The sequence below is a fragment of the Schwartzia sp. (in: firmicutes) genome (assembly GCF_978017985.1).
In genome coordinates this window covers 1-14,512 of sequence record NZ_CDXDFU010000125.1, presented here as the reverse complement: position 1 = coordinate 14,512, position 14,512 = coordinate 1, and the positions used below count along the sequence as shown (strand labels likewise).

The window sequence follows — 14,512 nt, the reverse complement described above, 5'->3', positions numbered from 1 at the left end:
TTCCACGCGGACGCGGAATCTGTGTCTGATTGAGTACCTCATCGAAGCGCTCACGGTCCTCTGCGCGGTCAATTCCGTCAACAGAAGTACCGAAAATCTTTATGCCTGCCTTCTGCAGGGAAGATGCGAGGTTGATGGCAGTCTGTCCGCCAAACTGGACAATGACGCCCTCCGGCTCTTCCTGGTCGATGATGTTGAGAACATCTTCAGTAGTGAGCGGCTCGAAGTAAAGACGGTCGGAGATATCGAAGTCTGTACTTACTGTCTCAGGGTTGTTATTGATTATGATAGCCTCAATTCCCATTTCCCTGAGTGCCCAGACAGAGTGAACCGAGCAGTAGTCGAACTCGACACCCTGTCCGATACGGATCGGGCCGGAGCCCAAGACTATTACTTTACGTTTCTTGGAAGCGGTAACTTCGTTTTCCGTTCCTTTGTAAGTGGAGTAGTAGTACGGCGTTGCTGCTTCAAACTCGGCTGCGCAGGTATCAACCATCTTGTAGCACGGAATGATGTTCATGGATTTACGCAGTGTGCGGATTTCATCCATTGTTTTGCCGCACAGCTCTGCAATGGACTGGTCTGCCAGTCCGACATCCTTTGCTGCGCGCATAAGAGACGGTGTGATACCGCCCTTGCTTATCTGAATCTCGATATCAGAGATGTTTTTAATCTTCTGCAGGAACCACTTGTCTATCTTAGTGATATCGTATATTTCATCGATATCTGCGATTCCACGGCGGAATGCCTCAGCAATAACAAACAGGCGCTGATCGTTGATTTTACTCAGGTTTTTAAGTACTCTGCTGTCGTCCCAATCGTTCATTGCTTCGAGGTGGAGACGGTTGACTCCGATCTCGAGTGAACGGACTGCCTTCAAAAGAGCACCTTCGAAGTTGCGGTCAATGGACATGACCTCGCCCGTAGCCTTCATCTGAGTACCGAGGGTGTGGTCTGCATAGACGAACTTATCGAAAGGCCAGCGTGGGAACTTGACTACACAGTAGTCGAGGGACGGTTCGAAGCATGCCTTCGTTTTCTGAGTTACGGCATTTGTGATTTCATCAAGCGTGTATCCGATAGCAATCTTTGCGGAAACCTTTGCAATCGGATAGCCTGTAGCTTTGGAAGCCAAAGCCGAGGAACGGCTGACACGCGGGTTTACCTCAATGACGTAATACTGGTTGCTTTTCGGGTCTAATGCATACTGAGCGTTGCAGCCACCCTCGATGCCAAGCTCGCGGATAATGCGAAGGCTGGCGCTTCTGAGCATCTGATACTCATGGTCAGACAATGTCTGAGAAGGAGCAACAACCACGCTGTCACCGGTATGGACACCAACAGGATCAACATTTTCCATGTTGCAGACGGTGATGCAGTTATCGTTGCCGTCGCGCATTACCTCGTACTCGATTTCTTTCCAGCCGGCAACGCTGCGCTCAATCAGAACCTGCCCTATCATACTGTATTTGAGACCTTTTATTACAATCTCAATCAGCTCTTCTTCGTTGTCGGCAATACCGCCGCCTGTTCCGCCCATGGTATATGCAGGACGGACGATAATCGGGTATCCGATTTCATTTGCGAAGCGGACTGCGGACTCAACATCTTCGACAATGGTACTTTCAGGGATAGGTTCGCCCAATTTCTGCATTGTCTCTTTGAAGAGCTCTCTGTCCTCAGCTTTTTTGATAGCCTCCAGCGGAGTTCCCAGAAGCTCAACATCGTACTTTTTAAGTACACCCTTTTCAGCCAGCTCAACAGCAAGGTTCAGACCTGCCTGTCCGCCAAGGGTTGCCAAAAGACCGTCCGGGCGTTCCTTGCTGATAATTTCCTCAAGGAAGTCTACCGTCAACGGTTCGATATATACCCTGTCTGCTATATGTGTATCCGTCATGATAGTTGCCGGATTACTGTTTACAAGAACAACCTCAAGCCCTTCTTCTTTCAAGGCACGGCAAGCCTGAGAGCCTGCATAGTCAAACTCTGCTGCCTGTCCTATGATAATCGGGCCTGAACCTATGACCATTACTTTTTTCAAATATGCTTTTTTCGGCACTACTTATTCCTCCCCTGGCAGCATGGACACAAATTGGTCAAACAAATATGTATTGTCTGTCGGACCCGGCGATGCTTCCGGATGGAACTGAACGGAGAAAATCGGAAGCTCTGTATGCTTCATTCCTTCGACTGTTCCGTCATTTATGGAACGGTGAGTAACCACAAGGGGCAGTCCCTTCAGCGAATCCTCATCAACTGCATAGCCGTGGTTCTGAGAGGTTATGTAGACACGGCCTGTCTCAAGATTTTTAACAGGCTGATTTGAGCCTCGATGTCCAAATTTCAATTTATATGTGTTTGCACCTAAAGCCAAACCTAAAATCTGGTGTCCGAGACAGATTCCAAACATCGGTTTTTTGCCGATGAGCTTTTTCACGTTCTCAATTACTTCCGGAATATCCTTCGGGTCTCCGGGGCCGTTGGACAGGAAGATTCCGTCCGGATTCAGGTTCATCACTTCTTCTGCTGTCGTGTTAGCCGGAACAACAGTCAGATTACAGCCCCATTCGTGCAGGGAATCAAGGATATTCTGCTTGATTCCGAAGTCCATGACAACAACGTGAGGGCCGTCGTTTTCCATTTTATATACATTCGGAGTTGTTGCTTCGCTTACAACCTCTTTTTTGATAGGCACAGCAAACAGCTCGTCAATTTCCGTTTTTGCGGCATCCTCTGGGACAATAATGCCCTTCATTGTACCTGCTGCGCGGATATGCTTTGTTACAGCTCTTGTATCTACATCATACAGGCATGGAATTCCCTGTTTGGTGAGGAAATCTGTGAGCTCTGTTTCAAGATGCCAGTTGCTTCCCTGCTCGCACAGCTCACCAATAATGAAGCCGTTAACAAAGGATTTTCTGGACTGCATGAAAATATCTGCGATTCCGTAGTTGCCGACAAGAGGATACGTTAACGTAACAATCTGTCTGCAGTAGGAAGGGTCAGTCAAAATCTCCTGATACCCCGTCATTCCTGTATTGAACACAACTTCACCGGTTGCTTTCATATTATTGAGCAGCTTACCGTGAAATACTGTTCCGTCCTCTAATATAAGTTTTCCGTCCAAACGCGGCGCCTCCAATCAATCTATTACCTTGCCATCACGCATTACAATTTTTCCGTCAACCATTGTCAGGACAGCTCGTCCGACAAGCTCGCGTCCGGCAAACGGAGAATGCGTTCCAATCGTATAAAATTCGGATTCGTCCACTGTCCACTCCAAATCCGGGTCAATAACCGTTACATCTGCCGGTGCTCCGACGCTCAGGCTGCCGCCCTTGAGATTAAAGATACGTGCAGGTGCTGCAGTCATTTTCTCAATCAGCAGCGGAAGTTCAATCTTTCCTGTTTTTACGAGGTCAGTCATCAAAACGCCCAATGCAGTCTCAAGGCCAGGGAATCCGCTTGGCGCAAGGCCGTATTCCTGATCCTTTTCTTCCTCAGCATGAGGAGAATGATCCGTTGCAATCATATCAATGGTGCCGTCTTTAAGGCCTGCACACATTGCGTCAACGTCCTTCTGGCTGCGAAGCGGCGGATTTACCTTTGTATCGCTGTCACGCAAATCCACACATTCGTCAGTCATTGTCAGATGGTGCGGTGTTACCTCTGCAGTAACCTTTACTCCGCGCTTCTTTGCCTGACGGACGATATCTACAGCGTTTGCCGAGCTGATATGCGCAACATGCACACGGGCATCGGCGTATTCTGCCAGCATGATATCACGGGCAACGGCAATATCCTCTGCAACTGTCGGTCTGCCTTTAACACCCAGCATAGCGCTTCGGTGTCCTTCGTTCATAAGACCTTCTTCAACGAGGCTGGATTCCTCGTCATGGTTGATGATGACTTTATCGAAGGTTCTGAGATAATCAAAGCCGTTGAGAAGCATTTTGGCGCTTTTAACGTAATGACCGTCATCGGAGAAAGCGACTGCGCCGGAGAGTGTCATATCTCCGACCTCTGCAAGTTCCTTGCCCTCCTGGCCTTTTGTCAAAGCTCCGATTAACTCAATGTGAACCTTGCTGACCTGCTGCGCACGTTCCTGCAGACTGCGGATAAGAGCCGCATTATCTACAACAGGCTTTGTGTTCGGCATGGTAGCGACAGTAGTAAATCCACCGGCTGCTGCCGCATTGCCGCCGGTTCTGAAATCCTCTTTTGCTTCCTGACCCGGTTCACGGAAATGAACATGCATATCAATGAGTCCCGGTGTTACGATTTTTCCGCTTGCATCAATTTCCTCAGCGTCTTTATCTTTAATAGATTTTGCTATTTTTGCGATTTTACCGTCTTCAATCAAGATATCAGCAATTCCATCAAACTGGTTTGCAGGATCAATTACACGTCCGCCTTTAATGATTTGCTTCATGCCTGTTTGCCCCCTGTCAAGACTAAAGTCAAAAGTGCCATACGAATTGCAACACCGTTCTGTACCTGTTCCTGAATAGCGGAATGGTCGCCGTATGCGACATACGGTGAAATTTCAAGACCTTTATTCATTGGACCCGGGTGAAGGATAAGAACATCGTCCTTGGCAAGAGCCAGACGCTCGTTGTTGATTCCAAAGATTCGTGCGTATTCACGGTTTGACGGGAACAAACCGGCTTTCTGACGTTCAAGCTGTATTCTCAAAACTTCTATGGCATCTGCGTCTTTAATAGCATCTTCGATTCGGTCATGGATAACAATTCCCGGTTCTTCCGACAGGAAGCGCGGCAGAAGTGTTTTCGGGCCTGCAAAGTGCAGCTCGATTCCCATTTTGCGCATACCCCAGATATCTGAGCGTGCTACGCGGCTGTGGAGGATATCGCCCAAAACTGCCACCTTTAAGCCTTCCAGATGACCCTTGTGCTCAAGAAGAGTAAACAGGTTCAGGAGTCCCTGAGACGGATGGGCATGAGCTCCGTCTCCGGCATTTATGATTACAGGATGATTGACAACCTTTGTTGCGTATTCAGCAGCGCCCTCCTGCTTGTGGCGCATAACGATAGCGTCGAAGCCCATTGCCTCAACCGTAAGCAGTGTATCACGAAGACTCTCGCCTTTTACGATGCTGCTTGTTCCTGCTGTGATGTTAACGACATCAGCGCCAAGATATTTGCCTGCTGTCTCAAAGGAAGTTCTTGTTCGGGTGCTCGGTTCATAGAATACTGTTACAATAGATTTTCCACGTAATGTCGGTACCTTCTTTATGTCTCGATGAATAATTGTTTTCATCTCTTTTGCGGTCGACAACACCAGTTGAATTTCTTCCGGGCTAAAATATTCCAACCCAAGAACATGTTTTCCACGCATAGTAATTGCGTTTTTTTCCAACCGAATCAGCTCCTTAGTAATCTTGTAATAAAAAAAGCTTTCTCATGCAAGGGCATAAGAAAGCTATAGTTAACCATATAATACACCGATGAACGGCAAGCTCCTCTTATCAGCCTCACAGGACTAATTTCAAAAGGCAAAATTCTTTTTTATCATGTTAACACACAAACTATAGAGCGTCAATGTAAAACGCTGTTTATCTATAATGTATACAATAAACACTTACATTCCGCTGAACGGGCTGAGCAGTTTTTTCATATAACGCCAGCCTTTTTCAAACGCACGTGTTATCGGATCCATCATGTCAGGACGGCGGATAACAAACTGCATAATGCTGCGTCTGATGTGACGATATTCGGAATCGAAGCCGCGAAGGGTATCCTCCATCTCCATTTCGACTGAAACCTTCGGCATGTTGGATACTTCTATCGTGCTGCTGCGTCCGGAGATTTTTGCTACATCTCCACGGAACGGAACATAAACTTCAATTCCAAATTCTTTCTGAATTTGAGCCTTTAAAGCCTCCTGTGCAGTCGGTTCACCATGTACGACAAATATTTTTGCCGGTATAGGCTCGGTGAGGTGGCTTATCCATTCGATAATCTGTTTGCTGTCGGCATGAGCGGAAAAGCCGTCGAGCATTTTTATCTGCGCCTGTACGGCAATCTCTTCACCTAAAACGCGTACACGCTTTATTCCGTCAACAAGTCTGCGTCCCAAGCTCCCGTCAGCCTGATAGCCTGCAAAGAGCACAGTAGATTCAGGTCTCCAGAGATTATGTTTTAAGTGGTGCAGGATTCGTCCTGCATCTGCCATGCCGCTGGCTGAAATAATGATGGCGGAGCTTTCCGAACTGTTCAACGCCCTTGACTCTGCTGCTGTTTCACAGACACGCAGATGCGGCATACTGGGAATTTTTCCGCCTTTGGTCAGCATTTCAACGGCTTCTTCGTCAAAATCCTGGCTGTTCTCCAAGAAAATCCTTGTAGCTGCAATTGCCAAAGGACTGTCCAAAATAACAGGAACATCATCAATCCGTCCGGATTTCCACAGACGGTAAAGATAATATAACAATGTCTGAGTACGACCTACCGCAAAGGCAGGAATGATAACATTTCCTCCGCGGTCCATAGTATCATTGATTATTTCAGCCAGTGCTTCCTCTTTGTCGTAAATCTGATGCACACGGTCTCCGTATGTAGATTCGACAAGAAGGAAATCTGCACCCTTTAAAAATGTCGGGTCTTTGATAATCGGCTGATCCGGCTGGCCCAGGTCTCCCGAGAAAACAAGTTTTGTGGTTTTGCCTTCTTCGGTAACATTCACTTCAACAATGGCCGAGCCCATTATGTGTCCGGCATCGTAAAAAACAACCTGAATTGAATCAAACAGATTTAAGGGTTCTTCATAAGGAACGGATGAAAAATGCTTCAGGCAGGCAGTTGCATCATCAATCGTATACAACGGCTTTATTGGTTTTTCACCGCTTCGCTGTCCCTTTCTGTTTAATAATTCTGTATCGGATTTTTGGATATGCGCCGAATCAGGCAGCATAATCCTGGCAAGGTCACATGTCGATTTCGTTGCGTAAATATCACCCTTAAACCCGTCGTGATAGAGCTTCGGAAGAAGTCCGCAGTGGTCTACGTGGGCATGAGTGACTATTACGCAGTCAATCGCTGCAGGGGTAAAACTAAACTCTTCATAATTGTACTCTCTAATCCTTTTTGAACCCTGAAACATTCCGCAGTCAATAAGGATTTTGTGGTCGTTCGTTTCAAGCAGGTAACAAGAACCGGTAACCGTGTGAGCAGCTCCCAAAAAGCTTAGACGCATGACGCATCACTCCCCTTTATATGAAAAGATTAATCAGTGGTTCCTAAACTTTCCTATCATCCTTACCTCAGGCTGCAGCATGACATGGTGCTTTTCATTTACACGCCGCTGTACCTCATGTATCAGCTCAAGAACGTCCTTGGCGGTGGCATGGTCTGTATTGACTACAAAGCCTGCGTGCTTTGGAGAAACCTCTGCACCACCGACGCGGAAGCCTTTAAGCCCCGTCTGTTCTATCAATGTTCCGGCAAAATACCCTTCAGGACGTTTGAAGGTACTTCCTGCACTTGGGAATTCAAGCGGCTGCTTCTGAATACGCCGCTGAGTGAAATCCTTCATCTTTGCGGAAATTTCTTCCTGTTCGCCTTTTTTCAAAGACAGTTCAATCTCACAGATTATCTGGTTGTTATCCTGGAAAATACTGTGACGATACGAAAATCCGAGCTGATCTGCATCATAATGGAAAACCTCTCCATCAAATGAAACGGCAGTTACCCCGGTAACAACATTCTTCATTTCACCATCATAGGCACCTGCATTCATAAAAACAGCCCCGCCGACACTGCCGGGGATACCGACTGCAAACTCCATTCCCGTCAGAGAATTTTCTCCTGCCCATTTAGAAACTGCGCCGAGAATAGTTCCTGCGCCTACAATCACTTTGTCATTTTGTGGTTTGATATACGAAAAAGGGCTTCCAAAGGAGCAGACTATACCCCTAATTCCATCATCCGACACGAGAATATTGGAACCGTTGCCCAATACCGTAACAGGAACATCACATTCCTTTGAAATTTTGAAAACAGACTGCACTTCTTCAATAGATGAAGGCATCACAAAATAATCAGCGTTTCCACCGATTTTAAAGGTCGAATGCCGATTCATCGGTTCATCAACCAAAATTTGATTATCATTTAAAATATCGTTTAATTTCTGAAGTACCAAAGATTTATCAAACAAAAATATCACCCATTATTAAATTGCTTCTTGCCCTACTATCTTCAAGCTGTAGAAATCAAGCTGACGCAGTGCTTCATAAGATGCAACGGCAACAGCATTGGAAAGATTCAAGCACCGCGCTTCTCCCCTCATGGGAATCCGCACGCAGGAATCCCAATGTTCACTTAAAATATTCTCGGGGATACCTGCAGTTTCCTTTCCGAAAACGAGAAAATCATCCTCTGTGTACGATACATCACAGTGGCTTTGTGGAGCTTTTGATGAGAAAAAGTAAAAATTATTGTTCGGATACTTGTCTAAAACAGCCTGGAAATTATCATGATACTCAATTGAAACAAGATGCCAGTAATCCAATCCTGCACGTTTCAAGTATTTATCATCGACAGAAAAGCCCAGAGGCTTTACCAGATGAAGCGTGAAGCCTGTCGCGGCGCACAATCTGGCAATGTTGCCTGTATTTCCGGGTATTTCCGGTTCAATCAATACAATATGCAAATTTATTCTCCATTCTATGATAATTAGTTCATTTTTATTATAACGCCTTATATCAAGTTTTGCCACAGGCAAAACTCCATCTGTCAGCGTTTCAACGAGAAGCACGGCTTCGAGTTATAACGCCTTCGTTCCAGTTTTGCCACAGGCAAAACTTTCATTAAAAACAATAGCAGCCCCGTGGCATAAAGCCAAGAGCTGCTATTAAATAATTTTTACTTGAGGACAGCACCTGTGCTCGCAGATGTTGTCAGTCTTGCATAACGTGCAAGGTAGCCTGTCTTAATCTTCGGCTCAGGCTGCTTCCACTCTTTGCGGCGTTTTTCAAGTTCTTCGTCGCTAACCTCAAGCTCAAGCTTGCGGTTTGGAATATCAATGGAAATTATATCTCCGTCTTTTATGAGACCAATCGGGCCGCCGGCCATAGCCTCAGGCGAAATATGTCCGATACATGCTCCCTGGCTTGCTCCGCTGAAACGTCCATCTGTTATCAATCCGACTTTCAATCCCATACCTGTGATTGCAGCTGTCGGGTTCAGCATCTCCTGCATACCCGGACCACCCTTAGGACCCTCATAGCGGATGACAACAACATCGCCGTCATGAATCTTGCCGCCCATGATAGCATTTATTGCATCTTCTTCGGAGTCATAGCATTTTGCAGTGCCCTTGTATGTGAGCATATCTTCTTTGACTGCGGAAGCTTTGACAACCGCGTAATCAGGGCACAAATTACCCTTCAGTATTGCAATGCCGCCCTCATTTCGATACGGATTCTCAACACTGTGAATTACATCCGGACGGGTAATTTCAGCGTTTTTGATTCTGTCACCGACTTTTCCTGTTACAGTCAGCGCATCAAGATGAATCAATCCTTTTTTGGAAAGTTCCTTCATAACTGCAGGAATACCGCCTGCTTCATTGAGATCCTGAATATGGTATGTACCGCCCGGGCTGAGCTTCGTGATGTACGGAGTCTTGCGGCTGATTTCATCGAAAAGCGGAGCAGGAATTTCAATGCCTGCCTCGTGAGCGATTGCAGTCAAGTGAAGAACCGTATTGGACGAGCCGCCGATACCCATATCGACAGTGATTGCATTTTCAAAAGCTTCTTTTGTGAGAATATCACGAGGTTTAATGTCATTCTTTACAAGATTCATTACAACCTCACCTGCACGGCGGGCCAGGCGCTGTCTTGCACCTGTGTATGCGGCAGGAATCGTTCCGTTGCCCGGAAGGCCCATACCAAGTACTTCAGTAAGACAGTTCATTGTATTAGCCGTGAAAAGACCGGCACAGGAACCGCATCCCGGGCAGACACTTTCTTCGATTTCTGCCATCTCTGCTTCGGATATTTCACCGGAAGCAAACTTGCCTGCAGCCTCAAAAGCCTGACTTACACTGACATCTTTTCCTTTATAACGTCCTGCAAGCATAGCACCGCCGCTGACAACAACAGAAGGAATATTAAGACGTGCGGCTGCCATAAGCATACCCGGCACTACCTTGTCGCAGTTCGGAATAAGCACAAGACCATCAAATCCTGATGCTGTAGCAACAGCCTCGATTGAATCCGCAATCAGCTCACGGCTTGCAAGCGAAAACTTCATTCCTGTATGGCCCATTGCAATTCCATCGCATACACCGATTGCAGGAAATTCCATCGGTGTACCGCCGGCAGCAGCAACACCAAGCTTCGCTGCATCAGCAATAGTACGCAAATGTACGTGGCCGGGAATAACTTCATTGAAGGAGTTGCAAATACCGATAAGAGGTTTTTTTATATCTTCCGGTCCGAATCCCAAAGCATAAAAAAGAGAACGATGGGCACATCTTGTTGGCCCTTTTTTTACTACATCACTGCGCATGCTCATTCCACCCTACTCCAAATTTTTATCAATAATGATAATTTTTGTGTCTTATTATACAACTCATTTGTATTATCTTCAAATAAAAAATACAGCTTGTCTCAATTTTGACAAGCTGTACGTAAATTTTATTATCGATGTTCACAGTTGCTGTACATTAATAGGCCCCCATGGGTGTCGTAATACGGAGGAAGGTCCTTCCACATGAACAGGGCTCACTTATCCGCATAACAGCCTGTCCTGTACGGCATCGTATAATCGGCATCGCTTCTGCCATAAGAGTCGTAATAACAAGCTCACCCATCTGATTAACATCGGAAATCGGTTCATCACTTCCAAAGGCTATAACTTCAGGATAGAAATAGTCCTGTTGCAAATGCTGTCCGATGTGGCATTCACACTGATAGACCATACCTATGCAGCCAAATTCGGCAGAGGAAAATAAATCATAAACCTCTGTGCCCGTCCTTTTTTCAATGTGCATTTTAAGCGGATTCTGGAATGTTTCGTTAAGACAGATTATCTTGCGCAGCGGGAAATCAGTTATTTCGATTCCACTTGCCTGCAGCTGAATAACAAGTCTAAGAATACGTCTTGCCGAGCCGATAAGCGTATCTATACTTGAAACCTTCATCAGCTCTAGTATACGTTCATAATCTGTGCTTAAAGGAACCGCGGTTGCTCCAAGTAATTCCAGTGCCTGCTGTGAGTCAGTCAGTCCACTGTCAGCCATATCGCCGAGCACACCGACAACGGAAGCCCTCGTTATTCCTGACGCGGTCAGAACACGGGCTGTCATATCGATATTGGCGGCAATATCATTCATGGTATACATGTGAATCATCTTCTGCGGATGCTCCCACAGGCTGATTCGCGCAAGACCGCTGAAAGGAATTGTCAGAAGCTCCATTGCTGAAACCATCTGCAGTTCCTTTTTTGAAGTGAATGGGAATTTCCCAATGTCATCCAATTCTTCCAAATTATCCGGAGCAATCCCTGCTTCATCAAATTTTTTCTTGTAAAAACTGCTTTTTGAGTATGCCCACTTAAACGTTTTCTTTAAGCGTTCTAACTGCAGTGCTTTTAGCGAATCACTATTCATTTTTTCCATTTGTGGATTTGCTAACATTAGTTTGCACCGCCTCGCAATTCAATGGAAGAAAGCATCATTCCAGTGGTTTCTGATAGAAGAATGGCTGATAGCTTGTATAGCCTAACTTACGGAAGTTCAGAATTGCTTCCGTAGCACCGACAAATAAGATTCCTCCCGGCTTTAAAGCTTCAAAGAAGTGGGCATAGAGCTCATCCTTTGCTGCCTCGGTGAAGTATATAACAACATTGCGGCACAGGATTAAATCAAAATCTTTTTCGAACGGGTCTTTAAGCAGATTGTGGCGCTTAAATTCTATGCAGCGTTTGATTTCGTCCTTAACTGCATATTTTCCGTCGGCGGTTTTATCGAAATACTTGGCAATTCGCTGGGAGCTCATGCTCTTGATTTCATTCTCCTGATAAATACCGCGTTTCGCTTTTGCCAAAATTTCAATATCCAGGTCACTGGCCAAAATACGATGCTTTGTATTCGGAGTCATTTCCTTGAGAATCATAGCGAGCGAATACGGCTCCGCACCGATGGAGCAGCCTGCGCTCCATATATTGAGTTTAGGAGAGCGTTTCATGAGGTCAGGAATAACGTCCGTCTCCAGTTTGGAAAATTTATCCGGAGTACGGAAAAATTCCGATACGTTAATCGTCAGATACTCGATGAATGCCGCAAAATCATCCTTGTCCTTTGCAACGTGGTCAAAATATCCAGAGAAGGAATCAAAATTATTCCTTGAAACGAGATTGCCGATACGGCGTTTCATCTGTGGTTCTTTATATAAATCAAGATCAATCTCTGTACGGCCCTTAAGCTTTTCTTTAAAGGTTTTCCAATCCTGCTCATCCATAGCCATAACTTGGACACTCCTCTCCACTATCAACAAAATAATATAACCCTTATTCTATATATATTCCACCTGGAACGCCAAAATCCTCTTTTAATTTTAAACTTTATGATTGTTTCCCTGATAATGACTGAAATTACCGATAACTAAATCAGGACGGGCATCGGCCAGCATGTTAATGAAAGCCTTTGTCCCCAAAAGCTCCCCCTTGGCTTTCGGCATAACTGAGGCAAAAACGTCCGGATCAATGTTAAGGTTCCGTACCTGAATCATCTGTATTGGATATTCCTTGAGGAATTCAACCCATGCAGCAGCTTCTTCTTCTCTGTCATTAAATCCCGGGAAGTACAGCATATTGAGTGAAATATATACACCATGCTCCAATGCATATTTTATTGACTCTTTTACATTTTTCAATGCATAGCTGCATCTGTAATACGCGGAATAGCTCTCATCGTTTGCGCTGATAATGCTGACACGCATACTGTCCAGTCCCGCATCAACAATTTTTTTGATTCCTTCTGTGTAGCCTGCGTTGGAATTCATATTAATCTGACCGTTTGAGGTCTTTTGCCGAATCTTTTTGATTGCCTCGGATATCGTATCTGCCGCAAGCGAAGGCTCGCCCTCACAGCCCTGACCAAAGCTGATTATTGCTTCCGGTGCTGTCAGCAGATGATATGTGCCGAGGTCAGCAACCTCTTCTACCGTCGGCCGGAAGGCTATTCTTTCCTGCGGCGAAGGACAACACTCTGCGGGCTGAAGTGAAATACAGCCTAAACAGTTCGCGTTGCACGCAGGCGAAGTAGGTATTCCTGCTTCCCAACGGTGATAAAAGATGTTTTGCGCAGTAAGACAGTGCCACTCCAAAGAGCAGTTTGCCAGATGACTGACAAGCCTGTTGTCAGGCAAATCCTTCTTTACCTGTTTTACCAGCTTTTTCAGTGAACCTGTATTGTACCCTGCCGGGTCCCATTTATGATTTTCATCAGTATATACAGCAGCCGCGTAAAGCTCATCCCGATAAAGAACAACTGCCGTATATCCGTACAATGGAAGCATACCTGCATTCTTTTTCTTTTTGAACGCAGGCAGAAACAACCTCGTATATCCTGCGGGCAAAATAGCGGATACAGCAACCCCGTCCAGCTCTACTATTTCTCCGTCCGCATTTCTTCCGATTGCCTTTCTGTCCGGAAGAAACATTAAATCAGCCGTTTCCGGCAGAGGAATTAAATCCTCGGGCTCCAGCTCAATGATTCTATCATCAATTCTGGCCAATGCCTCTACTCCGGGAGCGTCGTATATTTCCCCATCGGCAGCAGCAAAAAGAGCTGTTATCTCCGAATTCTTTTTGCGTTTATCTGGCATGTCATTCATCCTTACTTTTCTTTACTTTACGCGGGTTAAAACGATTCATGGCTAAATCAACGCCATCTTTTACAATACATTCGACAGCCGGAACAAGCTGCTTTATTGCTTCGCTTACCGCCGCAGCATCTTCCGTGTTAAACGGGCTTAAAACATGGTGTATAACGGTGGAATGTTCGCCCGGACGTCCGATTCCGATACGCACACGCGGAAAATTTTCATCTTTGACATGTGCAAGAATGGATTTCATACCGTTATGACCACCGGAGCTTCCTTTCTTCCTTATGCGGATAGTTCCCGCAGGAATATCCATGTCATCATGTGCGACAATTAAATCCTCGGGAGTGAGTTTATACCATGAAAGCAGCGGACCTATCGCTCTTCCGCTTTCATTCATGAACGTCTGTGGTTTTACCAGCAAAACCTTTTCCGCTCCGATATATACTGATGCCACCAGCGCATTTTCCTGTGTTTTCCACGAAGAAGCATTAAATTTTTTTGCGAGCTCGTCTACGAGCATGAAGCCGACATTATGCTTTGTCACAGCATATTCATTTCCGGGATTACCAAGTCCAGCAATGAGTTTCAAAACTATCCCTCCATGTTACTTATCACTATTCTATCATACTTTAATAAAGCCAAAAAGAAGACCTAAGC

General features: G+C 45.7%; 12 protein-coding genes. All 12 read right to left on the bottom strand.

Annotated features, from left to right (window positions below):
• A partial coding sequence (gene carB, locus ACY69O_RS05725) for a carbamoyl-phosphate synthase (glutamine-hydrolyzing) large subunit (RefSeq protein WP_462332502.1) occupies positions 1-2,059 on the bottom strand: 2,059 nt, incomplete at its 3' end.
• Positions 2,060-2,062: 3 nt separating this feature from the next.
• Positions 2,063-3,127 carry a glutamine-hydrolyzing carbamoyl-phosphate synthase small subunit gene (carA, locus tag ACY69O_RS05720; RefSeq protein WP_462332501.1) on the bottom strand — a complete coding sequence of 355 codons (1,065 nt, stop codon included), beginning with the start codon at positions 3,125-3,127 and terminating at the stop codon, positions 2,063-2,065.
• Positions 3,128-3,142: 15 nt separating this feature from the next.
• Positions 3,143-4,432, bottom strand: a complete 1,290-nt coding sequence (locus ACY69O_RS05715) for a dihydroorotase (protein WP_462332500.1) — start codon at positions 4,430-4,432, stop codon at positions 3,143-3,145.
• Positions 4,429-5,358 (bottom strand): aspartate carbamoyltransferase catalytic subunit, encoded by a 930-nt coding sequence (locus ACY69O_RS05710; RefSeq protein WP_462332504.1) that lies wholly within the window; start codon positions 5,356-5,358, stop codon positions 4,429-4,431. The genes ACY69O_RS05715 and ACY69O_RS05710 overlap by 4 nt, the downstream gene beginning before the upstream one ends.
• A 243-nt stretch (positions 5,359-5,601) precedes the next feature.
• Positions 5,602-7,215 (bottom strand): MBL fold metallo-hydrolase RNA specificity domain-containing protein, encoded by a 1,614-nt coding sequence (locus ACY69O_RS05705; protein WP_462332499.1) that lies wholly within the window; start codon positions 7,213-7,215, stop codon positions 5,602-5,604.
• A 33-nt stretch (positions 7,216-7,248) separates the two neighbouring features.
• Positions 7,249-8,175 (bottom strand): UDP-N-acetylmuramate dehydrogenase, encoded by a 927-nt coding sequence (gene murB, locus ACY69O_RS05700; protein ID WP_462332498.1) that lies wholly within the window; start codon positions 8,173-8,175, stop codon positions 7,249-7,251.
• A 15-nt stretch (positions 8,176-8,190) separates the two neighbouring features.
• Complete coding sequence (trmL, locus tag ACY69O_RS05695) at positions 8,191-8,670, bottom strand: tRNA (uridine(34)/cytosine(34)/5-carboxymethylaminomethyluridine(34)-2'-O)-methyltransferase TrmL (protein ID WP_462332497.1); 480 nt, start codon at positions 8,668-8,670, stop codon at positions 8,191-8,193.
• A 212-nt stretch (positions 8,671-8,882) separates the two neighbouring features.
• Positions 8,883-10,535 carry a dihydroxy-acid dehydratase gene (gene ilvD, locus ACY69O_RS05690; protein WP_462332496.1) on the bottom strand — a complete coding sequence of 551 codons (1,653 nt, stop codon included), beginning with the start codon at positions 10,533-10,535 and terminating at the stop codon, positions 8,883-8,885.
• 157 nt (positions 10,536-10,692) lie between these two features.
• The gene (locus ACY69O_RS05685; RefSeq protein ID WP_462332495.1) at positions 10,693-11,457 is read right to left on the bottom strand and encodes a phenylacetate--CoA ligase family protein; all 765 of its coding nucleotides are present in this window, start codon (positions 11,455-11,457) and stop codon (positions 10,693-10,695) included.
• A 244-nt stretch (positions 11,458-11,701) separates the two neighbouring features.
• Entirely contained in the window at positions 11,702-12,487 is a 786-nt protein-coding gene (locus tag ACY69O_RS05680) for a CheR family methyltransferase (protein ID WP_462332503.1), read from the bottom strand.
• A gap of 96 nt (positions 12,488-12,583) precedes the next feature.
• Positions 12,584-13,855 carry a radical SAM protein gene (locus ACY69O_RS05675; RefSeq protein WP_462332494.1) on the bottom strand — a complete coding sequence of 424 codons (1,272 nt, stop codon included), beginning with the start codon at positions 13,853-13,855 and terminating at the stop codon, positions 12,584-12,586.
• Between the two features lies 1 nt (position 13,856).
• Complete coding sequence (pth, locus tag ACY69O_RS05670; RefSeq protein WP_462332493.1) at positions 13,857-14,444, bottom strand: aminoacyl-tRNA hydrolase; 588 nt, start codon at positions 14,442-14,444, stop codon at positions 13,857-13,859.
• Positions 14,445-14,512 lie beyond the last annotated feature (68 nt).

What these genes read in the sequence shown, in the direction of transcription:
- ACY69O_RS05715 (WP_462332500.1), bottom strand. Translation starts at nt 4,432, where the DNA reads ATGAAGCAAATCATTAAAGGCGGACGTGTAATTGATCCTGCAAACCAG.
- ACY69O_RS05710 (WP_462332504.1), bottom strand. Translation starts at nt 5,358, where the DNA reads ATGCGTGGAAAACATGTTCTTGGGTTGGAATATTTTAGCCCGGAAGAA.
- ACY69O_RS05705 (WP_462332499.1), bottom strand. Translation starts at nt 7,215, where the DNA reads ATGCGTCTAAGCTTTTTGGGAGCTGCTCACACGGTTACCGGTTCTTGT.
- ilvD (WP_462332496.1), bottom strand. Translation starts at nt 10,535, where the DNA reads ATGCGCAGTGATGTAGTAAAAAAAGGGCCAACAAGATGTGCCCATCGT.
- ACY69O_RS05685 (WP_462332495.1), bottom strand. Translation starts at nt 11,457, where the DNA reads ATGGTTTCAGCAATGGAGCTTCTGACAATTCCTTTCAGCGGTCTTGCG.
- ACY69O_RS05680 (WP_462332503.1), bottom strand. Translation starts at nt 12,487, where the DNA reads ATGGATGAGCAGGATTGGAAAACCTTTAAAGAAAAGCTTAAGGGCCGT.
- ACY69O_RS05675 (WP_462332494.1), bottom strand. Translation starts at nt 13,855, where the DNA reads ATGCCAGATAAACGCAAAAAGAATTCGGAGATAACAGCTCTTTTTGCT.